The following is a 21,677-nucleotide window of genomic DNA, read 5'->3' on the forward strand; positions in this document are numbered from 1 at the left end:
GAGGACGGGCCGCTCATCGTCCACCTCCGACAGCGTAGGCAATGATCCAGACCAGCACGGTCGCGGCGATGCCGGCGGCCAGCGCGCCCCAGCTGAGCGCCTCGCGCTCATTGGCCTTGAAGCCGTAACCGAGGTCCCAGACCAGATGGCGGATGCCGCTGAACAGGTGGTGCATCAGCGCCCAGGTGTAGCCGAACACGATCAGCTTCCCGATCAGGCTGCCGGTGAAGGCCTGGACGTTGGCGTAGGCGGAGGGGCCGGAGGCGGCGGCGATCAGCCACCAGGCCAGCAGCAGCGTGCCGAAATACAGCGCAATGCCGGTGGCGCGATGGACGATGGACAGCGCCATCGTCAAGGTCCACCGGTAGGTCTGCAAATGGGGGGAAAGCGGTCGTTCGATCCTGGCGGTCATCGGCGGGCTTCATGTTTGGTGGGACCGCGGCCGGCCCATCGGGGAACGCGGTAGATGAATTTCTATTTACGGAGTCGCACCACGCCGCGCAACGCCCAAATAGCCTTCGTCCGAACCGAAGTTCATTGTTAGCGCAGCCGAATTCTGGTTGATCCGCAGTCTGGTATACCAGAGAAGGCGAGAAATGAACCAAGAAATGAACAATTATTCCTAACTAAGTTTCGTGCGGCGGGTTGTAGCCGATGGCACCTCCGCCAAGCCGGCCGCTCTTCGTCCATTCAAAGAGATAATCGGCCAATGCCTTGGCCTTATGCGATGCGAGTGGAGTCGGCGTCATCACCCGTTGCAGCGCACCATCGCAGGTGACCGACCGATCGGCGGCGCTGCAACCAGCTGAATGGCACCAGAAACTTCCGCTTGCTTGGGCAACGCACGCGCGATGCGTCCGGCATGCCCGTCCGTGCAAATAGCGGCCGAGGCCATTCATTCGAAGCTGACCGGATATGCGGAATTGCGGCGCGCAGTTGAAGCTACTGTGACGTGACGTCTAGCAGCCGGTCTTTGAGTTCAGCCGCCTGCGCCCGATCCATTGCAATCGCCTTTCGCGAACTGGGTTTGTCTAAGCCTTCGAATAAATATCCTTGTACGTATCCCGCAAAATGTTCTTCTGCACCTTGCCCATCGCATTGCGCGGCAATTCGTCAACCACGAACACGCGCTTCGGCATCTTGAATTTGGCGAGCCGCCCGTCGAGCGCCTTCAGCACCGACGCCTCGCTGACATCGGCGCCCTTGGAGCAGACGAGGACCGCGGTGACGCCTTCGCCGAAATCGGCGTGGGGCACGCCGATCACGGCGGATTCGACCACGCCCGGCATGGCGTCGATCTCGCTCTCGATCTCCTTCGGATAGACGTTGAAGCCGCCCGAGATCACCAGGTCCTTGCCGCGGCCGACGATGTGGACATAGCCCTTGTCGTCGATCTTGCCGAGGTCGCCGGTGATGAAGAAGCCGTCGTCGCGGAATTCGGACCGCGTCTTCTCCGGCATCCGCCAATAGCCCCTGAACACGTTCGGGCCCTTCACCTCGATCATGCCGATGGTCTCCGGCGCGAGCTGCGTGCCGGTTTCGGGATCGGTGACGCGCACGGACACGCCGGGCAGCGCGAAGCCGACCGCGCCGGGCACGCGCGCGCCGTCATAGGGGTTGGAGGTGTTCATGTTGGTTTCGGTCATGCCGTAACGTTCGAGCACGGCATGGCCGGTACGCGCCGACCATTCGCGGTGGGTGTCGGCGAGCAGCGGCGCGGAGCCCGAGATGAACAGCCGCATGTGCTTGGTCGCGTCCTTGTTCAGGCCGGGATTCTGCAACAGGCGGGTATAGAAGGTCGGCACGCCCATCATCACGGTGGCGCGCGCCATCAGCTTGATGATCAGGTCCGGATCGAACCTCGGCAGGAAGATCATTGAGGCGCGCGCGAACAGGGTCACGTTGCTCGCCACGAACAGGCCGTGGGTGTGATAGATCGGCAGCGCGTGGATCAGGACGTCCTTGTCGGTGAAGCGCCAGTAGTCGACCAGCGAATACGAGTTCGACGCCAGATTGTCGTGCGACAGCATCGCGCCCTTGGAACGGCCGGTGGTGCCCGATGTGTAGAGGATCGCGGCCAGGTCGTCGTTGCCGCGCGGAACGGTGGCGAATTCCTTCGGCGCCCTGTCGGCGGCCTCCGTCAACGAACCACGGCCGTTCGGATCGAGCGTCTCGACCTTCGCGCCGACCTTGGCTGCGATCGCCGCGATGCCGTCGCGCTTCGAGGGATCGCAAACCACCAGCGACGGCTCGGCGTCCGATATGAAGTATTCGAGCTCGTTCAGCGTATAGGCGGTGTTGAGCGGTAGATAGATCGCGCCGGCGCGGACGGTGGCGAGGTAGAGCACGAGGCCGGAGACCGATTTCTCGGTCTGCGCCGCGACGCGGTCGCCCGGCTTGACGCCGCTGTTAACCAGCACATTCGCCATCTGCCCGGCGCGCGCGATCAAATCTCCGTAGGAGATGCGGCTGCCGTCGATTTGCTCGATCGCGAGCCGGTTGGGGTCGTCGAGGCCGTCGAACAGGCGGGAAAACAGGTTGGCGTTGGCGGTCGTGTTCATGCAAACATTCCCCGAGGGGCGAAAGAGCCGGACAATTTCGGCTGGATTAGCAAAAACGCCCTTCGGAAAGCAACGGAGACAGTTTGCATGACAAACAATGGGAAACGCGTGGCTTGGGTGACCGGCGGCGGCACCGGAATCGGCGAATCCGGGGCCGAGTTCCTGGCCGCGGACGGCTGGACGGTGGTGGTCTCCGGCCGCCGCAAGGAAGAACTCGACCGCGTGGTCGGCAACATCACGAAAAAGGGCGGCCAGGCGGAGGCGATGGCGCTCGACGTCAGCAAGAAGGCCGACGTCAACAAGGTTGCCGAGGCCATCGTCGCCAGGCACGGCCGCATCGATCTCTTGGTCAACAGCGCCGGCATCAACGTGCCGAAGCGGAGCTGGGCCGACATGGAGCTGGAAGGCTGGGACAAGCTCGTCGAGATCAACCTCAACGGCGTGCTCTACTGCATGCGCGCGGTGCTGCCGGCGATGCGGCAACAAAAGGACGGTTGCATCATCAACGTCGCCTCCTGGGCCGGCCGCCACGTCTCCAAGATGCCGGGCCCGGCCTACACCACGACCAAGCACGCGGTGCTGGCGCTGACCCACTCCTTCAACATGGACGAATGCGTCAATGGGTTGCGCGCCTGCTGCCTGTCGCCCGGCGAGGTCGCGACCCCGATCCTGAAGCAGCGGCCGGTGGTGCCGAGCGAGGCCGAGCAGGCCAAGATGCTGCAGCCGGAAGATTGCGGCCGCACCATCGCCTTCGTCGCCAGCATGCCGGCGCGGGTCTGCATGAACGAGATCCTGATCAGCCCGACGCACAATCGCGGCTTCATCCAGACACCGGCGAACAGGGATTAGCTCCGGCACTCTCAACTGGTCGTTCCGGCAATAGCCGGACGTGTAGGGTGGGCAAAGCGAAGCGTGCCCACCATCACGAGCGCGCCGCGAATGGTGGGCACGGCGCAAACGCGCCTTTGCCTACCCTACGGATCTCGCATCACTCGATGATCTCGTTGAGCTCCTTGCCGGTATGCTCCGGCACGAACAGGAATACGCCGATCGCCATCGCGATCATCAGCACGGGGATGCAGAGGAACGCCAGCGCGAACGAGCCGGTGTGCTGCTGGAGTGCGATGGAGACGAACGGGAACAGCACGAAGCCGACGAAATAGGCGATCGCCCAGACCACGCCATTGGCGGCGCCGCGGATGCGGGTCGGGAACACTTCGGCGGTCAACGTCGTGCTCGGGCCCCAGAAGCCCAGGAAGCCGAGGCACCAGAGCAAGCCGAAGGTCCAGAGCAGGACGCGATCCTCGGAGTAGACCCACAGCGTCATGAAGATCGCGCCCTCGATCAAGGTCACGATGAAGGTCAGACGGCGGCCGATCCTGTCGATCAGCCAGCCGACCAGGCAGAGTCCGACGAAGCCGCACAGGCCGTAGAACACGTAGAACAAGCTGTATTCGGCGGTCGACCAGTGCTTCTCGGTCGACAGATACAGCGGCATCCAGGCGCCGACCGTGCCGTAGATGCAGGTCGAGGCGCAGGCCACGAACAGCGCGACCAATGTTGCCGGCAGCACGTCGGGCATGAACACCTGGCGGATGCCGACCGACTTGGCCTTGCCGAACCAGGCGCTGTCCTCGTCGCTGACCGTGCCGCCGCGCGCCAGCGTCTCGGCGATGCGCCGCTTGCGGTCCTGTGCGCGCACCCAATAGGGCGATTCCGGGCAGGTGGAGCGGATGTAGATCGCGAGCAGTGCGATCACGCCGGGCACCATCACGGCGATACGCCAGCCGTATTTGGCGGCGACCAATCCGGTGATCGCGCCGGCGAGCGTGGCGCCGAGGCACCAGGCCGAGCGGGTGATGCTGATCACCCGTCCGCGTAAGCGCGCCGGCCAGGTTTCGGCCACCAGCATCGAGCCGAGCGACCATTCGCCGTTGAGCGCGAAGAACAACAGCGAGCGTGCGATCACGAACACGGTGAAGGTGGGCGATAGCGACGTGACCGGCATCAGGAACGAGAACAGCGCGATGTTGACCGCAAGCAGCGAACGCCGGCCGAAGCGATCCGCCAGCCACGGCCAGAAATAGAGGCCGGCGATGCCGACGAACAGCGCGATCTGCAGGCCGGAGCGATATTCCGGCAGGGTCAGCGCGAACTCCTTGATCACCATCGGAGAGATCAGCGCGAAGATCACGCCGTCCATGCCGTCGAAGCCCCAGCCGAGCGCGTTGGCGACGGCGATGTGCCAATGCGTTTTCGTCACCTCGGTGCTGCCGGCGACGGCGCGGTAGTTGGCGAATTGCAGATGCTTTTGCTCGAGCGGGCCGACGTCGGTGCCTGCATCACTCACCGCGGGTGCGGCGTGTCGATCCGCCGTAACGCTGCTCATGATCGTCCCCCCATCGCGGCGAAGCGCGCCCGAAACTCAGGCTGAAGCAATCGCGGCAGGCCGGCAAGCAAATTGCTCGCGGCAGCGCACCGTCCATTCCGCTCGATGGAATGGCGCTCGGACGTCGCTGAGATCGTCGCGCATACGCGGCGCGTCACAACTGGTTTCAGGAATCACAAAGAGTTATTTCCGGAAACCGGCCGAAAAACCTCCCGTAGCTCAGGCCAACGACGACGCACTGACCAACCACAAGCGCCGTTGTTGCCTTTCATCGCCGGCCAGGATTGCCGGCCTGCTCGCTCATTCGGGAGACCAAACCATGTCGAAGCGTATTGCCTATCTCGCCGCCGCAGCCTTCAGCGCGCTCGCGATCACCGCCACCGTCATCGCGCCCGCTCGCGCCGAAGAAAAGACCGTGATGGTCGGCGGCGCCGCGATGTTCCCGTCCAAGAACATCATCGAGAATGCCGTCCACTCGAAGGACCACACCACGCTGGTCGCTGCCGTGAAGGCGGCCGACCTCGTCAAGACGCTGGAAGGCAAAGGCCCGTTCACGGTGTTCGCGCCGACCAACGCCGCCTTCGGCAAGCTGCCGGCCGGAACCGTCGACAATCTGGTCAAGCCCGAGAACAAGGCGACGCTGACCAAGATCCTCACCTACCATGTGGTGCCCGGCAAGCTCGAGGCATCCGACCTCACCGACGGCAAGAAGCTGAAGACGGCCGAGGGCGAGGAACTCACCGTGAAGAAGCAGGACGGCAAGGTCTGGATCGTCGATGCCAAGGGCGGCACCTCGATGGTGACGATCCCCAACGTCAACCAGTCGAACGGCGTCATCCACGTGGTCGACACCGTCCTGATGCCGGCGACGTAACACCGCCCATCCCCGTTTAGTCCGACGGGACATACCAAACCGCGAGCCGGGGAAGCCGCCCGGCTCGCATTTTTGTGACCGCAACAGGTGGACTAGCCTAAACTGATAGCCGCAATCCGGTAACGAAACGCTGGTTCCCGGCGTATAAGCCGGTAACGACCCCGAGCAGAGATTGCCATGACGAGCCTTACGACGAGTGTTGCCGTCAGCGAAGACCGCGCAGACACCGCGACATCAGCGAAAACGATCCAGCCGATCTGGGTGCGCGTGCAGCACTGGATCAATGCGCTCGCGATGATCCTGATGATCATGTCCGGCTGGCAGATCTACAACGCCTCACCGCTGTTCAACTTCACCTTCTCCTCCAACATCACGCTCGGCGGCTGGCTCGGCGGCGCGCTGCTGTGGCACTTCGCCGCGATGTGGCTGTTGATGGTCAACGGCCTGATCTACCTGGCGCTCGGTTTCGCCACCGGCCGCTTCCGCAGCAAGCTGTTGCCGATCACCCCCGGCGGCGTGATTTCCGATACCAAGGCGGCGCTGACCTTCAAGCTGTCGCACGCCGACCTCAGCAAATACAATTCGGTGCAGAAGCTGCTCTATACCGGCATCATCGTCGTCGGCGTCGTCATCGTGCTGTCGGGGCTGTCGATGTGGAAGCCGGTGCAACTGCACTGGCTGGTGTCGCTGTTCGGCGGCTATGACTTTGCGCGCTACGTTCACTTCACCTGCATGGCGCTGATCGTCGCCTTCCTGGTGATCCATGTCGCGCTCGCGCTGCTGGTGCCGAAAAGCCTGCGCGCCATGATTATCGGTCGTTGAGGGAGGTCGATATGGGTCGTCTCCGCAAGCTCCTGATCCCCGGCGTCGACAAGAAGCTCTTGCTCCGTGATGCCGTGAAGGTGATGCCGGACCCGACGCGCCGCCGTTTCATCACGACCGGCGCGAGCCTCGGCGCGCTGACGCTGTTGACCGGCTGCGACGTGGTCGATTCGTCGTCGGCGGAGGATCTGCTGAAGAAAGTCTCGAAATTCAACGACGCGGTGCAGGCCTGGATCTTCAATCCGGATGCGCTGGCGCCGACCTTTCCGGAAAGCATGATCACCAAGCCGTTCCCGTTCAACGCCTATTACGACCTCGACGATGCGCCGGAGATCGCAGGCAAGGACTGGAAGCTCGAGGTCCGCGGCCTGGTCGAGAACAAGAAGTCCTGGACCTTGGACGAGCTCACCAAGCTGCCGCAGGTCAAGCAAGTGACGCGGCACATCTGCGTCGAGGGCTGGAGCGCGATCGGCAGCTGGACCGGCACGCCGTTGCGCGATTTCCTCAAGCTGGTCGGCGCCGACACGCGGGCGAAATATGTCTGGTTCCAGTGCGCCGACAAGGACGGCTACAATTCGCCTTTGGACATGCGCACCGCGCTGCATCCGCAGACCCAGATGACGTTCAAATTCGCCGACCAGATCCTGCCGCGGGCCTATGGCTTCCCGATGAAGATCCGGGTGCCGACCAAGCTCGGCTTCAAGAACCCGAAATACGTGCTCTCGATGGAAGTCACCAACGACTACAAGGGCGGCTATTGGGAAGACCAGGGGTATAATTCGTTCAGTGGGAGCTAGCGCGTTTTCGAGCGAAGTGGGTACCGGTTCGCGTGAAGAAAACGCGTCAAAACAAAAAGCTAGAGCTTCGGTTCTGATTCAATCAGAACCGAAAATGCTCTAGCCGTCGTCCCGGCGAAGGCCGGGACCCATAACCACAAATGGTCGTGGTTGAAAAAAGCCGTCTCCCTGCCGGCCTGTTCCCTCGGCCGCGGCGTATGGGTCCCGGCCTTCGCCGGGACGACGTTAGCTACGGCCCCACCTTCCGTTGAAACGCCGACAGCACCGCACCGACCGCGAGCATCGCGGCCGAGACGTTCAGCGCAAACGACAGACTGCCGACCGCGTCGGTGATGGCGCCGACCACGATAGGGCCGAGCGTCTGGCCGATGCCGAAGGCGATGGTCATCGCCGCGATCGCGGTCGGCCAGGCCTCCGGCGGATAGTTGAATCGCACGAAGGCGGTGGTCGAGCCGACCACGGCGAAGAAGGCGACACCGAACACCAGCGCCGAGATCGCGAGCAGCAGCGGCGAATGGCCGAAGATCGGCAACGCTGCGCCGAGCGCGTTGACGCCGAGGATGATCGTGGTCGCGAGCCCGCCGCGGTCGAGTCCGAGCACGCGCCGCCAGACCCAGGGTGTCACGAAGGCGCTGAGGCCGATCAGGCTCCAGAACGCGCTCTGCGCCGCAGCACCGCCGCCGCCGTCGCGGACATAGGCGATCATGAAGGTCATGTAGGCGATGTAGCCGGCGCCGAACAGGAAGTACGCCGCGAGGTAGATCAGCACCGGCATGATCGCGAACTTGGTCCGCACGATGCCGCCGGTGACGCTGTCGGCGTGGAATGGCGCCAGCAGCAGCGGCACCGTCATGAGGCCTGCGAGCAAGGTCATCGCCCACCACACGATCCACCACGAGCCCGCGCCAAAGCCCTGCAACACGAACGGCGCCACCAGGCCGGATGCGAGGATGCCGATGCCGGGCCCGGCATAGAACAGGCTGAGCAGGAAATTGGCGCGCTCGGGGCGCGACTGCGCGATGGTCGCCGCCAGCGCGCCGCCACCGACGAAGCCGACCGCAGCGCCAAGGCCGGCCAGCACGCGCGCGAAGCTCAGCAGGACGAAATTGCCCGAGACGGCGCAAAGCGCCAGCGACAGCACGCACGCCATCGTCGACCAGCGCACCGATCGCGCGAGCCCGAAACGCTGGATGACGCGGGAGGCGAACAGCGCGCCGACCAGATAGCCGGCAGCATTGATCGTGTTCATGAAGCCCGCGGCGGAATAGGACCACGCCAGGGTGTCGCGCATGTCGGGCAGCACGAGCGAATAGGCAAAGCGGCCGATCCCGAGACCAACGGTCGGCGCCAGCGACAGGATGAGGATCAACCGCGCGGGATGCGCGTAAGAGGGGGAGGGGGCTCGCACAATCTACTCCGGCAACGGAGCCATTGTGACAGGCCGCGCCGGTCCTGCCCAGCGCCTGATGCGGCAACACTGTCTTGCGGAACGGGCAATCACGCGATCAGCACCAGCGCGACGCCGATCACGGTCAGCAAGGTTCCGGCGACGATCCGCCAGGTGATCTCGACATGTTTGAGCGCCATCGCGCTCAGCGCCACGGTGACCAGCGGATAGATCGCGGCGAGCGGCGCCACCAGCGTGATCGGGCCGTTGCGGACTGCGGCGAACAGGCTGAGCGCACTGAGCCCATTGCTGATCCCGGTCAGCGTGAACCAGAGCCGGCCCTCGCGCGGCGCCTGGACCATGAAGCTGCCCTTGCGGATGCGCTGCACGCTCAGCACCACCAGCGAGGACATGATGTAGCCGACCAGGCAGGCCCAGAGCGGGCTCGGCCAGATCGCGAGCCCGATCTTGGCGAGCGGTGGCGCGATGCCGCGCACCAGCGCGCTTGTGAGCGGCAGCAGCAGCGCCCAGCTGCGCCAATGGCCGAGGTCGCGCGGCCGGGTCACGGTAATCACGGCTGCGCCCGCGACCGCGACGACGAGGCCGATCAATTGTTGCGGTTCGAGCGGCTCGTGCAGCAACACCACGGCGGCGGAGACCGCAAACAGCGGTGCCAGATTGCCGAGCGTCGAGGTGATGACCGGTCCGAGCGCCCGGTTCGACGCAAAGGTCAGCAATGTCAGCGCAGCCGGAAAGAACAGGCCGATCGCCATGAAGACCGGCAGGCCGCGCCAGACCACCGGCTCGCCGTGCAGCAGCAGCGGCGACAGCAGCAGGAAGAGGAGCGTGAAGGAAGGCACGCTGATCGCGGCACCCGACAGCGGCTCGACGGTGCGCAAGCCGAGCTGCGCCAGCACCACGCCTGCGCCGAGGAAAATGGCCGAAGCGAAGGCGTAGACGATGGCTGCGGTCATGTGGGTCCGTCTTGTTGGCTTCTTGGGGCGTGGCTGGCGGTTTCGGCACCATTTGGCCCGGCGCGGTGCGCCTTGCCAATCGGTTCGGGGCGTTTTAGCACTCCCTCGCGACGAAATTGGTCGTCATGGCCGGGCTTGTCCCGGCCATCCACGTCTTGCCCCTGTCGAGCGAGAGGACGTGGATGCCCGGCACAAGGCCGGGCATGACGAGTTGGACAAGGTGATAGACCCCATGGCGACCCATAAACTGCTGCTTCTCCCCGGCGACGGCATCGGCCCCGAAGTGATGGCCGAGGTGCAGCGCCTGATCGACTGGCTCAATGCGCAGGGCATCGCGACATTCGAGACCGAGCAGGGCCTGGTCGGTGGCTCGGCCTATGACGCCCACAAGGTGTCGATCTCCGAAGGCGACATGGCCAAGGCTGTCGCGGCCGACGCCGTGATCTTCGGCGCCGTCGGCGGACCGAAGTGGGACGCTGTTCCCTATGCGGTGCGTCCTGAAGCCGGCCTGCTGCGGCTGCGCAAGGATCTCGGCCTGTTCGCCAATCTCCGCCCCGCGGTGTGCTACCCGGCGCTCGCGGAAGCCTCGAGCCTGAAGCGCGACGTCGTCGAGGGCCTCGACATCATGATCGTGCGCGAGCTCACCGGCGGCGTCTATTTCGGCGAGCCGAAGACCATCACCGATCTCGGCAACGGCCAGAAGCGCGCCATCGATACCCAGGTCTACGACACCTACGAGATCGAGCGCATCGGCCGCGTCGCCTTCGACTTGGCGCGCAAGCGCAAGAACAAGGTGACGTCGATGGAGAAGCGCAACGTCATGAAGTCGGGCGTGCTCTGGAACGAGGTCATGACGGCCGTTCATGGGCGGGAATACAAGGACGTCACGCTGGAGCATCAGCTCGCCGATTCCGGCGGCATGAACCTGGTGAAGGCGCCGAAGCAGTTCGACGTCATCGTGACCGACAATCTGTTCGGCGACATGCTGTCGGACATTGCGGCGATGCTGACCGGCTCGCTCGGCATGCTGCCGTCGGCTTCGCTCGGCGAGGTCGATGCCAAGACCAGCAAGCGCCGCTCGCTGTTCGAGCCGGTGCACGGCTCGGCGCCTGACATTGCCGGTAAGGGCCTCGCCAACCCGATCGCGATGATCTCCTCATTCGGCATGGCGCTGCGCTATTCCTTCGACATGGGCGAGCTCGCCGACAAGGTCGATGCCGCGATCGCCGCCGTGCTCGCCAGCGGCCTGCGCACCGCGGATATCAAGTCGGAGGGGACCACGGCTGCGAGCACGACGCAGATGGGCGATGCGATCCTGAAGGAATTGCAGAAGCTATACGCGTGAGGGTGCTTGCTTCGTAGGGTGGGCAAAGCGAAGCGTGCCCACCATCGCGAGCACGGCTGGTGATGGTGGGCACGGCGCAGCGCGCCTTTGCCCACCCTACATTCTACCTTCCCGCAAAACAAAAACGGCCGGGACGAGCCCGGCCATTTTCGCATCAGCAGATCGCCAAAAATCTCAATACAGCGGGAAGGTCCGCGGATAGCCGCCGAGATCGGCCGGCGGGCTGAGCGGCTGGCGATCGATCGGGCGGTTGTTGTTCTCGCGCGCGAAGGACGGATAGCCGACGTCAGGCGGGTAGGCGTAATCGTTGAACTTGCGGTCGCCGGGCAGCACTTCGGTACCGGCATCGAGCCAGGAGCGGGTGGTGACGTAGACGCGGGTGCGCGGGCCCTGCTGGTAGACGCGGTTCGGACCTTGGGCGCCGTAATAGCGGCGTCCGTCGCGGTCGTATTGCTCCTGCTGCTTGCGCTTGCTCGGCGTCTGCGCGCTGGCCATGGTTGCACCGAGCGCGGTTGCGGTGACGGCAGCCGCGGCAAGCAACACCACGAGCTTGTTCGCGGCAGGGAATTTCAAGGTCATCGCATCCTCGTCATTGCGGCCCGTGCGGGGCTGGCGCGGTCGCCAAAATCGCTTCCAAAGTCAGTCGGATCACATTGTAGCCGCGGTGGATGGCGCGTCACTAGGTCAATTGCGCCACACCGGCCGAGATAATGCGGCCGGTAGCGCAAAAGTTTCATGAAAACCAGTGCCTTGACCAGTCTCTTGCCACTATGTCGCCATCAAAGGGCGCCGCGCAGCAGCGGGTTCGCGCTGCCCATGACCCAGTCGGACGAGAGCGCGGCCGAGCCGGAGGCTGCGCAGTCGGTGCGCTTGAGTTCGGCATGCGCGAACAGCGCAGCGAGCCTCGGATCGTTGCCGGCGGAGAGCAGGGTCAGCCGGTTGAGCATGCAGGTGATCGCGGCGCGCTGGGCCGGCAGGCTCGTGCCCTGGCAGGTCCAGCCGGAGATCCGCAAATCAGGCGCGTCGACCTGCTTGAGGAAGCCGAGGCAGGTGCGGCCGCCGGCTTGGCGTGCCTGACGCAGCAGGGTGACGCTGCCGAATTTGCTGTCGATGATGCCGGCGGCCTCGAGCTCGTGCCCGCCGCTCGGGTCAAGGTGCCCCGCAATCTCGGTGATCCCGGGCGCCGTGGCTTCGCCGCCGGGGCGGTAGATATCCAGCTCGGCCGCGCGTGTTCCGTCAGCATCGGCCCAGCGAAAGACGTCCTTACGGCCGCCCTCGGGATGCCGGAAGACCTCATAAGTCTCTGTTTTCTCTTGCGGATCGAGCCGGCTGACGGCGAAGGCGGGAGCCTGGCGGCTGGCCAGGCTCCAACCAGTGGGGGCAGGCGCTGCCATCGCCGTTGCGTCCGGCAGCTGCTTCCATAGATAATTGCCAAGCGCTGCGAACAGCGCGAGCACGGCGGCATAGGCAAACAGCGGCGAGAGCGTGGCGTAGACCTCCTCGACGAAGCTCGTCAGCGCCGACGGATTTCCACTAAGGTGGGGCGCGGCCGGACCGGCCTGAAACAAACGCATCAAAACGCTCTAATGCTACGCAACGTTGTCTTGACGGGGTTTCTCGCATAGAAGCGCTGCCTCTTCCCTTTCCGCAAGCAGCGGGGGAACGGGCATTTTTCGTCGGAGAGTGAACGATGGGTTACAAAGTCGCGGTAGTCGGAGCGACCGGCAATGTCGGGCGCGAAATGCTCAACATTCTCGACGAACGCAAATTCCCCGCCGACGAGGTCGTCGTGCTGGCCTCGCGCCGCAGCGTTGGCGTCGAGGTCTCCTACGGCGACCGCACGCTGAAGGTGAAGGCGCTCGAGCATTATGATTTCTCCGACGTCGACATCTGCCTGATGTCGGCCGGCGGCTCGGTCTCCAAGGAATGGTCGCCGAAGATCGGCGCGGCCGGCACCGTCGTGATCGACAATTCGTCGGCCTGGCGCATGGACCCCGACGTGCCGCTGATCGTGCCCGAGGTGAACGCGGACGCGACCGCCGGCTTCACCAAGAAGAACATCATCGCCAACCCGAACTGCTCGACCGCGCAGCTCGTCGTCGCGCTGAAGCCGCTGCACGACAGGGCGACCATCACCCGCGTCGTGGTCTCGACCTATCAATCGGTGTCGGGCGCCGGCAAGGATGCGATGGACGAACTGTTCTCGCAGACCAAGGCCGTCTACACCAATGACGAGCTGATCAACAACAAATTCCCGAAGCGCATCGCCTTCAACGTCATCCCCCACATCGACGTCTTCATGGAAGACGGCTTCACCAAGGAAGAGTGGAAGATGATGGCGGAGACCAAGAAGATCCTCGATCCCAAGATCAAGCTCACCGCCACCTGCGTCCGCGTGCCGGTGTTCGTCGGCCACTCCGAAGCCGTCAACGTCGAGTTCGCCGATCCGATCTCGGCGGACGAGGCGCGCAACATCCTGCGCAATGCGCCGGGCTGCCTCGTGATCGACAAGCATGAGCCGGGCGGCTACGTCACGCCCTATGAGGCGGCCGGCGAGGACGCGACCTATATCAGCCGCATCCGCGAGGATGGCACCGTTGAGAACGGCCTGTCGTTCTGGTGCGTGTCGGACAATCTGCGCAAGGGCGCGGCGCTCAATGCCGTGCAGATCGCCGAGGTCCTGATCAACCGCAAGCTGATCACCGCGAAGAAGAAGGCGGCCTAGAGCATGATCCGGAAAAGTGTGAAGCGGTTTTCCGAAAAGATCATGCTCAAAACAGGAGCTGAAGCGCGATGACGATTCATCCCAATCTCATCGCGCTTTAGCGGCGGACACGGGGCAGGGCAGGCCATGGCGGAAGAACCGGCGACCTACCGGCCCAATCCGACGCTGAAGCGGGTCGAGACCGCCTTCGAGAGCGTACTGTTCAACAGCCGCTGGCTGATGGCGCCGTTTTATTTGGGCCTCGTCGTCAGCCTCGCGGCGCTGCTGCTTAAGTTCTGCATGGAGCTGTGGCACTTCGTCCTGCATGTGCCGGACGCCAAGGAATCCGACATCATCCTCGGCGTGCTCTCGCTGATCGACATCTCCTTGACCGGCAACCTGATCCTGATCGTGGTGTTTTCCGGCTACGAGAACTTCGTCTCCAAGATCGATCCGGCGGGCCATCCGGATTGGCCGGACTGGATGACAAAGGTCGATTTCGGCGGGCTCAAGCAGAAACTGCTGGCGTCGATCGTCGCGATCTCGGCGATCCAGGTGCTCAAGGCGTTCATGAACCTCGACACCGCGTTCGATCCGAGCAAGCTCGCCTGGCTGGTCGGCGTGCACCTCGTGTTCGTGGTCTCAGCCTTCATGCTCGCGATCTCCGATCGCTGGAGCGGCGGCGATCACGGCGGCGAGTAGGCCGCTCCACGCGGAGCGGCCGGAATAGCGATCGTCGCGCGCCATCGCCTACGCGACGATGTGCCAGCTCGGATCCACGCTGCCTGCACTGGCGATGAGGTGCGCGCCGCCGATCTGGCCGTTATCCCAGATCGAGACCGCGCCATTGTCGTTGCGCCAGACGATGTCGCTCAGTCCATTGCCGTCGAAATCGCCAGTGCCGGCGATGTGCCAGCTGGCATCGACGACGCCGGCTGCCGCGATCAGATGCGCGCTGCCGATCTGACCGTTATCCCAGATCGAGACCGCGCCATTGTCGTTGTGCCAGAGGATATCGGTCTGGCCGTTGCCATCGAAATCTGCCGTGCCGGCAACATGCCAACCGGCGTCGACGGCGCCTGGCGACGCGATCAGATGTGCGCTGCCGATCTGGCCGTTATCCCAGATCGAGACGGCGCCATTGTCGTTGGTCCAAAGGATGTCGCTGTGGCCGTTGCCGTCGAAATCGCCGGTGCCGGCAATGTGCCAGCTGGCGTCGACGGTGCCCGGCGACGCGATGAGGTGTGCGCTGCCGATCTGACCGTTATCCCAGATCGAGACCGCGCCGTTGTCGTTGCGCCACAGGATATCGCTGTGTCCGTTGCCGTCGAAATCGCCGGTGCCGGCAAAGTGCCAGCCGTTCGAGATGGTGCCCGCCGGCGCGATGATATGCGCGTTGCCGATCTGGCCGTTGTCCCAGATCGAGGCCATGCCGTTGTCGTTGACCCACAGGATGTCGCTGCGGCCGTTGCCGTCGAAATCGCCGGAGCCGGCAAAATGCCAGCCGTTTGAGATCGTGCCGGCCGGCGCGATGACGTGCGCGCCGCCGATCTGGCCGTCGTCCCAGATCGAGGCCATGCCGTTGTCGTTGACCCAGTTGATGTCGTCATGGAGGTTGCCGTCGAAATCGTGCCGCGTCAGCGGCGCGAACACGAAATCGCTGCTGCCGAGCGCGGTCTTGGTGACGCCCAGCAGCGTCAGCGTATTGCCGGCGCCGAAGTTCAGGACGGTATCGGAGCCTGATTGCGTCGCCAGCGCGAGCGCGTCGTTGAGGCTGTGAAGCCCGGCGAATCCCGCCAGATTGATCCGGTCGGTGCCGATGGTGAAGTCGGTGACGGTGTCGGCTCCTCCGCCCGGGCCGTAGACAAATGTGTCGTTGCCGGTCCCGCCGCTCAGGATATCCGTGCCGCCTCCGCCGCTCAGCGTGTCGTTGCCGACGCCGCCGAGCAGCGTATCGCTGCCACCGCTGCCGATGATGATATCGTTGCCCGCGCCGCCGTCGATCGTGAGCCTGATCGGATTGATGCCGAGATTGGCGGCGTTGACGTAGTCGTTGCCGTCGAGCGCATTGACCTGCAGCGCATCGTTCGCCGGCTCGGCGCCGATGATGGCGATCTGGTCCTGCATGCCGTTCAGCAGGATCTGGCCGGCGCTCTGCGAGATCAGGATCTGGTCGGCGCCGGCGCCGCCATTGGCGATGACGGTGTCGGCCGCGCCATCGCCGCCGCCGCCGGACGCCTGCAGATCGATCGTGACGTTGGTGACGTCGGTGCCGGTGAGATCGTGGACGGTGATCGTGTCGGCGCCGCCGAGCGCCTTGAAGACGATGTTCTCGACGCCATTGATGTCCATCACGATGTTGGCGACGTCGCGGGTGAATTGAACGCGGCTGCCGTTGGCCGAGATATCGATGCGTTCGTTGACGTTGGCGCCGTTGAAATTCAGGGTGTCGAAGCCGGCCTGGCCCTCGACGGTGTCGCTGCCGTCGCCCGGATTCCAGATGTAGGTATCGTTACCGTCGCCGAGCAGCGCGGTGTCGTTGCCGCGGCCGCCCGATACGGTATCGTTGCCGGCGCCGCCCAGGATCAGATCGTTGCCGTCGCCGCCGATGATGGTGTCGTTGCCATCGCCGCCGTCGATGGTGAGGTGGGTCAGCGCGCCGATGCCGTTGCCGGCCGTGATGGTGTCGTCGCCGGCATTGCCATGGATGACGATGTTCTCGCTGTTGACGTCGACGTTGAACGGCACGGCATCGACCCGGCTCACGCGCACGAACGTGCCGTTCGCCGTGATGGTGTAGCTCTGGCCCGCATCGCTGCCGTCGAACGTGACGGTGTCGGTGCCTCCCTGTCCGTTGATCTGGACGGTGTCGCTGCCCGCTTCCATGCCGTCGACGGTGGTTTGCGCGGCAAGGCCATTGACGATCACTTGGGTGCCGCTCTGGATCACCGAGATCGCGTCGTTGCCCGCGGTGCCGTTGACGACCACGATGTCCGCCGCGCCGTCGCCGCCACCGCCTGCCGCCTGCAGATCGACCGCAACCTTCGAAACGTTGGTGCCGGTGAGATCGTTGACGGTGATGGTGTCGGCGCCACCCAGCGTTCTGAGCGCGATGGTCTCGACGCCGTTGAGGTCCATCGCGATGCTGGCGACGTCGCGAGTCAGAAGCGCGTGGGAGCCGTTGGCGGAGATGGCGATCTGTTCGTTGACATTCGCTCCGTTGAAATTCAGCGTGTCCGAACCGCCGCGGCCGTCGATGGTGTCGCTGCCGTCGCCGGGATTCCAGGCGAACGTGTCGTTGCCGCTGCCGCCGGTCAACGTGTCGTCGCCGCGGCCCCCGATGAATGCGGTCGCAGGCATTGCGCCGTTGGTCTCGTCGAGACTGATGTTGTCACTGCCGTCGCCGCCCGAGGCTTGAATAAGACTGGTGTTCGCGACAGTCGCGACATCGCCGGTGATCGGCACTGCGCCGCCGTTGACGATGATGTTCCCTGCGGCGTCACGACCGATGATGATCGGGTTGTTGAGGGTATCGCCGAGGATCGAGAGAATGCCGGATGCGAAGCTTGCCGTAATGGCCATGGTGGTATGCCTCCGTCGAAAATCGCCTCAGAATGCCAAGTGCAACGCGATTCGACGGGCTACCGGCCATGCCGCTCGCGGAAGTGACGGCGCAACGAAAGCGCCGCACGGGCAAGAAAGGATCAGGTCGGAAAATATTCGTGCGCCAGGGATCAAGATTCTGTGCGCTGGATCACTGTAGCGCGCCGCGGCGTGTGCGTGGCGCCCTCGTTACGGCGTAGCCGGTGACGCTTCGTCGCACCCGGTCGGCCGCCGGATCGGGCGAGCGCGAGGTCGAGAATGAGTTCAGTGGGGTGAAATCCGAAGCCGAGGCGACGGAGCCGGCTCAACCGGCCGCGATCTCGCTCGCGCTGCGGAATTCCTTCGCGTCGCGATCCAGCACGAACAGCGAGCCTTCGGCGACGCCGAAATAGGCGCCGTGCAGTTGCATCTCGCCGCGTTCAACCCGGTCGCGGACGAACGGGAAGGTCGTCAAATTCTCCAGCGAGCGGAACACGGCGGCCTTCTCGATACGCACGACGAAGTCCTGCATGGACTCGTGCTCGCGCTGCTCGACCACCTCGCCCGGCTTGATGAACATCTGCATCCATTTGCCGATGAAGTCGCCCGGCGTCAGCGGCTTGATCTTGTCGACGAAGGCACGGATGCCGCCGCACTGGGCGTGGCCGAGCACGACGATGTGCTTCACCTTCAGCACGGTCACGGCATATTCCAGCGCGGCCGAGACGCCGTGCGCGTTGCCGTCGGGCTGATAGACCGGAACCAGATTGGCGATATTGCGGACCACGAACAGCTCGCCGGGACCGGCGTCGAAGATCACCTCCGGCGAGACGCGGGAATCGCAGCAGCCGATCACCATGGTCTCGGGAAACTGGCCGCGTTCCGAAAGGTCCCGGTAGCGCGACTGTTCCGTCGGCAACCGCTGGGTCGCGAACGTCTGGTAGCCTTCGATGAGCCGTTTCGGAAAGTGTTTCATGCCCTCTGCCTAACCACAGCCAGATGACCGGAACAAGACTTTCGGTTGGGGGCCTGAGGTGATACGGCAGGGGTTCGAAACGATGCCCGGGTGGTGCCTAAACAATAGACTGCCGCCAAGCCAAAATCTGCCAGGAGATGCCGATGACCCGCCCGCGCCGCAGCCTGTTGTTCATGCCGGGATCCAATGCGCGGGCGCTCGAAAAGGCCCGCACGCTCGCGGCTGACGGCATCATCCTCGATCTCGAGGATTCGGTTGCCCCCGACGCCAAGGCGGTGGCGCGCGAGCAGATCGCCAAGGCGGTCGCGGCCAAGGGTTTCGGCAAGCGCGAGGTGTTGATCCGCATCAACGCGCTCGACACGCCGTGGTGGGTCGACGACATTGCGATGGCCGGCAAGGCGCAGCCGGACGGCATCCTGGTGCCCAAGATCTCCACGGTCGACGATCTCAACGCGGTTGCGGATCGTCTCAGGGATGTCAGTGCCCATGCCTCGATCCGGGTCTGGGCCATGATCGAGACCGCGCGCGCAGTGCTCGACGCCGACAAGCTCGCCGCGGCCTCGCAGAATGCCGAAACTAGGCTCGCCGGCTTCGTGTTCGGGCCGAACGACATTGCGCGCGAGACCCGGATCCGGATGAAGCCGGGCCGCGCGGCGATGATCCCGATGATCACGCATTGCATTCTCGCGACGCGCGCGCATGGGCTCGAGATCCTCGATGGGCCCTATGGCGACATCGCCAATATCGACGGCTTTGCCGAGGAATGCGCGCAAGGCCGCGATCTCGGTTTCGACGGCAAGACGCTGATCCATCCGAGCCATATCGAGGCCTGCAACGCCATCTTCACGCCGCCCGAGGCCGAAGTCGCCGAAGCGCGCAAGATCATCGCGGCGTTCGCGCAGCCGGAGAATGCCTCGCGCGGCGCCATCCAGCTCGATGGCCGCATGGTGGAGCGGCTGCATGCCGAGATGGCCAAGCGCACGATCGCAATCGCCGACGCGATATCAGCGATGGGGCATTAGGTGCCACCTTCCCTTCTCCCCTTGTGGGAGAAGGTGCAGTGGCGCCAGCCTCACGCCTTAAACCGCTCCGTCGCCCACGCATACAGGCTGCCGCGAATCGGCGGCAGCTTGCTGCGGCCTTTTGCGGAGAGGTGAAAGCCGATGATGTCGGGCGCGCTCAGATACGCGGAGAAATCCGAGGGCTCGAAGAACAGCTTTGGCGCCGAATGCATCGTGTAGAACGATCGCTTCGGCAATGCGTATTGCAGTTCGCCCTCGCGGCGCGCCAGCGCGGTCAGCGCGGCGGGGCCGTAGAGCGCGATCCGGATGTCGGAGACGCGCGTCGATCGTCCGGTCAGCCGGTGCATCATGAAAGTCGCGCGGTGACGCAGCGCGAGCCAATCCGGCACCAGCTCGTCCTGCGCCATCAGCCCCTCGAAGGCGCGCAGGATCGGATCGCCGGGCGGCAAATACAGGACCGAGTTGCCGATCAATAGCGATCGCTCCCAGGCGAAGTAGGGCTTGGCCGGATCGATCTCGACGGGCCTGAGCAGCAGCACGTCGGCGTCGAGCCAGAGGCCGGCGCGCAGCGTCATCAGCCGCATGCGGAAGAAGTCGCTGAACTGCAGGATGGTCCAGTCGCTCCACGAACCATCTGGTGTCGCGGGACGCAGCTTCTCGGCGAAGACGTGCGGCAGCACCGCCTCGGCCTCGGCGTTGACGATGCCGTCGGGCAGGCCGGGGATCGGATCGAAGCTGTAGACGGTGACCTTGTGTCCGGCCGCGAGTTGCGAGCGCAGGCAGGTCTGGCGCATGGCGTCGATCGGGCCGTGCCAGAAGGTGGCGATGTCGGGCAACATGCGGGCAGCTATAAGCGGTTTTGCAGCGAAGACAAATCGGCGAGCGAAGCCCTTGCGCTTGACGGTCCACCTACCCGCCAATCACTCGGTGTCATCACCCGCGCATGCGGGTGATCCAGTATTCCAGAGGCCGTTGTGCTTGAGCCGATGGGCCGCGGCGTACTGGATCGCCCGGTCAAGCCGGGCGACGACAGCGGTGAGTGGGACGCCGCTTGCCAGGCACAACACTTGCCAAGCAGAACAAAGGCCGCGCGAGCTCAGGCCCAGGCGCGCTCCTTGAGCTTGGCCTCGTAGGTGTCGATCGAGGTCTTCTTCTCCATCGTCAGCCCGATGTCGTCGAGGCCGTTGATCAGGCAGTGCTTGCGGAACGGGTCGATCTCGAACTTCACCTTGCCGCCGTCGGGACCGCGGATCTCCTGGTTCGGCAAATCGATGGTCAAGGTCGCGTTGGCGCCGCGCTCGGCGTCGTCGAACAGCTTGTCGAGATCTTCCTGGCTGACGCGGATCGGCAGAATGCCGTTCTTGAAGCAGTTGTTGTAGAAGATGTCGCCGAACGAGGTCGAGATCACGCAGCGGATGCCGAAGTCGAGCAGCGCCCAGGGCGCGTGCTCGCGGCTCGAGCCGCAGCCGAAATTGTCGCCGGCAACCAGCACCTTCGTCTTGCGGTAGGCGGGCTGGTTGAGGACGAAATCCGGGTTCTCGCTGCCGTCATCCTTGTAGCGCTGCTCGGAGAAAAGCCCCTTGCCAAGGCCGGTGCGCTTGATGGTCTTGAGGTACTGCTTCGGAATGATCATGTCGGTGTCGACATTGATGATCTTCAGCGGCGCCGCGACGCCTTCCAGCGTGGTGAACTTGTCCATCGGAGCACTTCCCGGTCGAATTGAGGGCTTGGAGGCCGCTGTTTATCGCGAATGTGACAGCGGTAAAAGAGCCATTTCCGCAGGGCTAGCCCGCAGCCGCAGCCTCGATCGCCTCCATATCGGCATCCGACAGGCCGAAATGGTGACCGATTTCGTGGATCAGGACGTGGCGGATGACGTGACCGAGGGTCTCGTCATGGTCCGCCCAATAGTCGAGGATCGGCCGCCGGTAGAGCCAGATCAGGTTGGGCAGCCGGGCCACGTCGCCAAAACTCTGCTGCGGCAGGCCGATGCCCTGGAACAGGCCGAGCAGGTCGAACTCGCTCTCGGCCTGCATCTCGTCCAGCACCTCGTCGGTCGGGAAATCGTCGACGCGGATGATCAGGCCCTCGCAGAGGCCCCGGAACGTCTCGGGCAGGCGCCCGAACATCTCGTGCGCCATGGTCTCCATCTCGGCCAGCGAGGGGGCTTTGGCTGTGGTCCACATGACACTCCTTTAGCGCGAGTGTCGTCCGGGGCGCCAGCGCAGTTGACCTTGACGGCGC

The 21,677-nt window shown here is 64.4% G+C and carries 20 protein-coding genes; 8 read left to right on the plus strand and 12 right to left on the minus strand.

Translation table 11 applies throughout. The features are described from left to right. Positions 1-13 precede the first annotated feature (13 nt). Both sdhC and IC762_RS01615 read right to left on the minus strand, forming a co-directional pair. Entirely contained in the window at positions 14-412 is a 399-nt protein-coding gene (gene sdhC, locus IC762_RS01610; protein ID WP_195786920.1) for a succinate dehydrogenase, cytochrome b556 subunit, read from the minus strand. 619 nt (positions 413-1,031) lie between these two features. After that, the gene (locus tag IC762_RS01615) at positions 1,032-2,561 is read right to left on the minus strand and encodes a malonate--CoA ligase (RefSeq protein ID WP_195786921.1); all 1,530 of its coding nucleotides are present in this window, start codon (positions 2,559-2,561) and stop codon (positions 1,032-1,034) included. Between the two features lie 87 nt (positions 2,562-2,648). Between IC762_RS01615 and IC762_RS01620 the strand changes: the two genes are divergently transcribed. Continuing rightward, entirely contained in the window at positions 2,649-3,410 is a 762-nt protein-coding gene (locus tag IC762_RS01620) for an SDR family oxidoreductase (RefSeq protein ID WP_195786922.1), read from the plus strand. 139 nt (positions 3,411-3,549) lie between these two features. On the opposite strand, the gene IC762_RS01625 is transcribed toward IC762_RS01620, so the two are convergent. Continuing rightward, positions 3,550-4,950 carry an MFS transporter gene (locus IC762_RS01625; RefSeq protein ID WP_195786923.1) on the minus strand — a complete coding sequence of 467 codons (1,401 nt, stop codon included), beginning with the start codon at positions 4,948-4,950 and terminating at the stop codon, positions 3,550-3,552. A 319-nt stretch (positions 4,951-5,269) separates the two neighbouring features. Here IC762_RS01625 and IC762_RS01630 point away from each other — a divergent pair, with 319 nt between their 5' ends. The 3 genes from IC762_RS01630 (at position 5,270) to IC762_RS01640 (ending at position 7,443) form a co-directional block, all read left to right on the plus strand. After that, the gene (locus tag IC762_RS01630; RefSeq protein ID WP_195786924.1) at positions 5,270-5,824 is read left to right on the plus strand and encodes a fasciclin domain-containing protein; all 555 of its coding nucleotides are present in this window, start codon (positions 5,270-5,272) and stop codon (positions 5,822-5,824) included. Between the two features lie 177 nt (positions 5,825-6,001). Next, positions 6,002-6,646, plus strand: coding sequence for a cytochrome b/b6 domain-containing protein (locus tag IC762_RS01635; RefSeq protein ID WP_195786925.1), 645 nt, complete (start codon positions 6,002-6,004; stop codon positions 6,644-6,646). Positions 6,647-6,657: 11 nt separating this feature from the next. Continuing rightward, positions 6,658-7,443: a molybdopterin-binding protein gene (locus IC762_RS01640; protein ID WP_195786926.1), complete on the plus strand. Its 786-nt coding sequence runs from the start codon at positions 6,658-6,660 to the stop codon at positions 7,441-7,443. Between the two features lie 229 nt (positions 7,444-7,672). On the opposite strand, the gene IC762_RS01645 is transcribed toward IC762_RS01640, so the two are convergent. Further along, on the minus strand, positions 7,673-8,851 hold the full coding sequence (locus tag IC762_RS01645; RefSeq protein ID WP_246801395.1) for a YbfB/YjiJ family MFS transporter: 1,179 nt from the start codon (positions 8,849-8,851) through the stop codon (positions 7,673-7,675). 89 nt (positions 8,852-8,940) lie between these two features. Beyond that, entirely contained in the window at positions 8,941-9,804 is an 864-nt protein-coding gene (locus IC762_RS01650) for a DMT family transporter (protein WP_195786927.1), read from the minus strand. 232 nt (positions 9,805-10,036) lie between these two features. Here IC762_RS01650 and leuB point away from each other — a divergent pair, with 232 nt between their 5' ends. Beyond that, positions 10,037-11,149: a 3-isopropylmalate dehydrogenase gene (gene leuB, locus IC762_RS01655; RefSeq protein ID WP_195786928.1), complete on the plus strand. Its 1,113-nt coding sequence runs from the start codon at positions 10,037-10,039 to the stop codon at positions 11,147-11,149. Positions 11,150-11,323: 174 nt separating this feature from the next. Here leuB and IC762_RS01660 read toward each other — a convergent pair whose 3' ends face one another. Together IC762_RS01660 and IC762_RS01665 are read right to left on the minus strand one after the other, a co-directional pair. After that, positions 11,324-11,728, minus strand: coding sequence for a hypothetical protein (locus IC762_RS01660; protein ID WP_195786929.1), 405 nt, complete (start codon positions 11,726-11,728; stop codon positions 11,324-11,326). Between the two features lie 200 nt (positions 11,729-11,928). Next, a complete protein-coding gene (locus tag IC762_RS01665; RefSeq protein ID WP_195786930.1) occupies positions 11,929-12,723 on the minus strand; it encodes a hypothetical protein in 795 nt (264 codons plus the stop codon). 116 nt (positions 12,724-12,839) lie between these two features. Here IC762_RS01665 and IC762_RS01670 point away from each other — a divergent pair, with 116 nt between their 5' ends. Both IC762_RS01670 and IC762_RS01675 read left to right on the plus strand, forming a co-directional pair. Continuing rightward, entirely contained in the window at positions 12,840-13,874 is a 1,035-nt protein-coding gene (locus IC762_RS01670; protein WP_195786931.1) for an aspartate-semialdehyde dehydrogenase, read from the plus strand. Between the two features lie 126 nt (positions 13,875-14,000). Continuing rightward, a complete protein-coding gene (locus tag IC762_RS01675; protein WP_195786932.1) occupies positions 14,001-14,555 on the plus strand; it encodes a TIGR00645 family protein in 555 nt (184 codons plus the stop codon). A gap of 48 nt (positions 14,556-14,603) precedes the next feature. On the opposite strand, the gene IC762_RS01680 is transcribed toward IC762_RS01675, so the two are convergent. Both IC762_RS01680 and IC762_RS01685 read right to left on the minus strand, forming a co-directional pair. Next, a complete protein-coding gene (locus IC762_RS01680) occupies positions 14,604-17,435 on the minus strand; it encodes a beta strand repeat-containing protein (RefSeq protein WP_195786933.1) in 2,832 nt (943 codons plus the stop codon). Positions 17,436-17,760: 325 nt separating this feature from the next. Continuing rightward, positions 17,761-18,411 carry a carbonic anhydrase gene (locus IC762_RS01685; RefSeq protein WP_195786934.1) on the minus strand — a complete coding sequence of 217 codons (651 nt, stop codon included), beginning with the start codon at positions 18,409-18,411 and terminating at the stop codon, positions 17,761-17,763. A gap of 143 nt (positions 18,412-18,554) precedes the next feature. Here IC762_RS01685 and IC762_RS01690 point away from each other — a divergent pair, with 143 nt between their 5' ends. After that, positions 18,555-19,433: an HpcH/HpaI aldolase/citrate lyase family protein gene (locus tag IC762_RS01690; protein ID WP_195786935.1), complete on the plus strand. Its 879-nt coding sequence runs from the start codon at positions 18,555-18,557 to the stop codon at positions 19,431-19,433. A 50-nt stretch (positions 19,434-19,483) separates the two neighbouring features. Here IC762_RS01690 and IC762_RS01695 read toward each other — a convergent pair whose 3' ends face one another. The 3 genes from IC762_RS01695 to IC762_RS01705 form a co-directional block, all read right to left on the minus strand. Further along, positions 19,484-20,272 (minus strand): hypothetical protein, encoded by a 789-nt coding sequence (locus tag IC762_RS01695; RefSeq protein ID WP_195786936.1) that lies wholly within the window; start codon positions 20,270-20,272, stop codon positions 19,484-19,486. A 257-nt stretch (positions 20,273-20,529) separates the two neighbouring features. After that, positions 20,530-21,132: a 3-isopropylmalate dehydratase small subunit gene (leuD, locus tag IC762_RS01700; RefSeq protein ID WP_195786937.1), complete on the minus strand. Its 603-nt coding sequence runs from the start codon at positions 21,130-21,132 to the stop codon at positions 20,530-20,532. Positions 21,133-21,217: 85 nt separating this feature from the next. Beyond that, positions 21,218-21,619, minus strand: a complete 402-nt coding sequence (locus IC762_RS01705; RefSeq protein ID WP_195786938.1) for a metallopeptidase family protein — start codon at positions 21,617-21,619, stop codon at positions 21,218-21,220. Positions 21,620-21,677: the final 58 nt, after the last annotated feature.

The sequence above is a fragment of the Bradyrhizobium genosp. L genome (assembly GCF_015624485.1).
In the GTDB taxonomy this organism is placed as follows: domain Bacteria; phylum Pseudomonadota; class Alphaproteobacteria; order Rhizobiales; family Xanthobacteraceae; genus Bradyrhizobium.

Bases quoted from the DNA above. Each gene is read 5' to 3' on its own strand.
- sdhC (WP_195786920.1), bottom strand. From the start codon at position 412: ATGACCGCCAGGATCGAACGACCGCTTTCCCCCCATTTGCAGACCTAC.
- IC762_RS01615 (WP_195786921.1), bottom strand. From the start codon at position 2,561: ATGAACACGACCGCCAACGCCAACCTGTTTTCCCGCCTGTTCGACGGC.
- IC762_RS01620 (WP_195786922.1), top strand. From the start codon at position 2,649: ATGACAAACAATGGGAAACGCGTGGCTTGGGTGACCGGCGGCGGCACC.
- IC762_RS01625 (WP_195786923.1), bottom strand. From the start codon at position 4,950: ATGAGCAGCGTTACGGCGGATCGACACGCCGCACCCGCGGTGAGTGAT.
- IC762_RS01630 (WP_195786924.1), top strand. From the start codon at position 5,270: ATGTCGAAGCGTATTGCCTATCTCGCCGCCGCAGCCTTCAGCGCGCTC.
- IC762_RS01635 (WP_195786925.1), top strand. From the start codon at position 6,002: ATGACGAGCCTTACGACGAGTGTTGCCGTCAGCGAAGACCGCGCAGAC.
- IC762_RS01640 (WP_195786926.1), top strand. From the start codon at position 6,658: ATGGGTCGTCTCCGCAAGCTCCTGATCCCCGGCGTCGACAAGAAGCTC.
- IC762_RS01650 (WP_195786927.1), bottom strand. From the start codon at position 9,804: ATGACCGCAGCCATCGTCTACGCCTTCGCTTCGGCCATTTTCCTCGGC.
- leuB (WP_195786928.1), top strand. From the start codon at position 10,037: ATGGCGACCCATAAACTGCTGCTTCTCCCCGGCGACGGCATCGGCCCC.
- IC762_RS01660 (WP_195786929.1), bottom strand. From the start codon at position 11,728: ATGACCTTGAAATTCCCTGCCGCGAACAAGCTCGTGGTGTTGCTTGCC.
- IC762_RS01665 (WP_195786930.1), bottom strand. From the start codon at position 12,723: ATGCGTTTGTTTCAGGCCGGTCCGGCCGCGCCCCACCTTAGTGGAAAT.
- IC762_RS01670 (WP_195786931.1), top strand. From the start codon at position 12,840: ATGGGTTACAAAGTCGCGGTAGTCGGAGCGACCGGCAATGTCGGGCGC.
- IC762_RS01675 (WP_195786932.1), top strand. From the start codon at position 14,001: ATGGCGGAAGAACCGGCGACCTACCGGCCCAATCCGACGCTGAAGCGG.
- IC762_RS01680 (WP_195786933.1), bottom strand. From the start codon at position 17,435: ATGGCCATTACGGCAAGCTTCGCATCCGGCATTCTCTCGATCCTCGGC.
- IC762_RS01685 (WP_195786934.1), bottom strand. From the start codon at position 18,411: ATGAAACACTTTCCGAAACGGCTCATCGAAGGCTACCAGACGTTCGCG.
- IC762_RS01690 (WP_195786935.1), top strand. From the start codon at position 18,555: ATGACCCGCCCGCGCCGCAGCCTGTTGTTCATGCCGGGATCCAATGCG.
- IC762_RS01695 (WP_195786936.1), bottom strand. From the start codon at position 20,272: ATGTTGCCCGACATCGCCACCTTCTGGCACGGCCCGATCGACGCCATG.
- leuD (WP_195786937.1), bottom strand. From the start codon at position 21,132: ATGGACAAGTTCACCACGCTGGAAGGCGTCGCGGCGCCGCTGAAGATC.
- IC762_RS01705 (WP_195786938.1), bottom strand. From the start codon at position 21,619: ATGTGGACCACAGCCAAAGCCCCCTCGCTGGCCGAGATGGAGACCATG.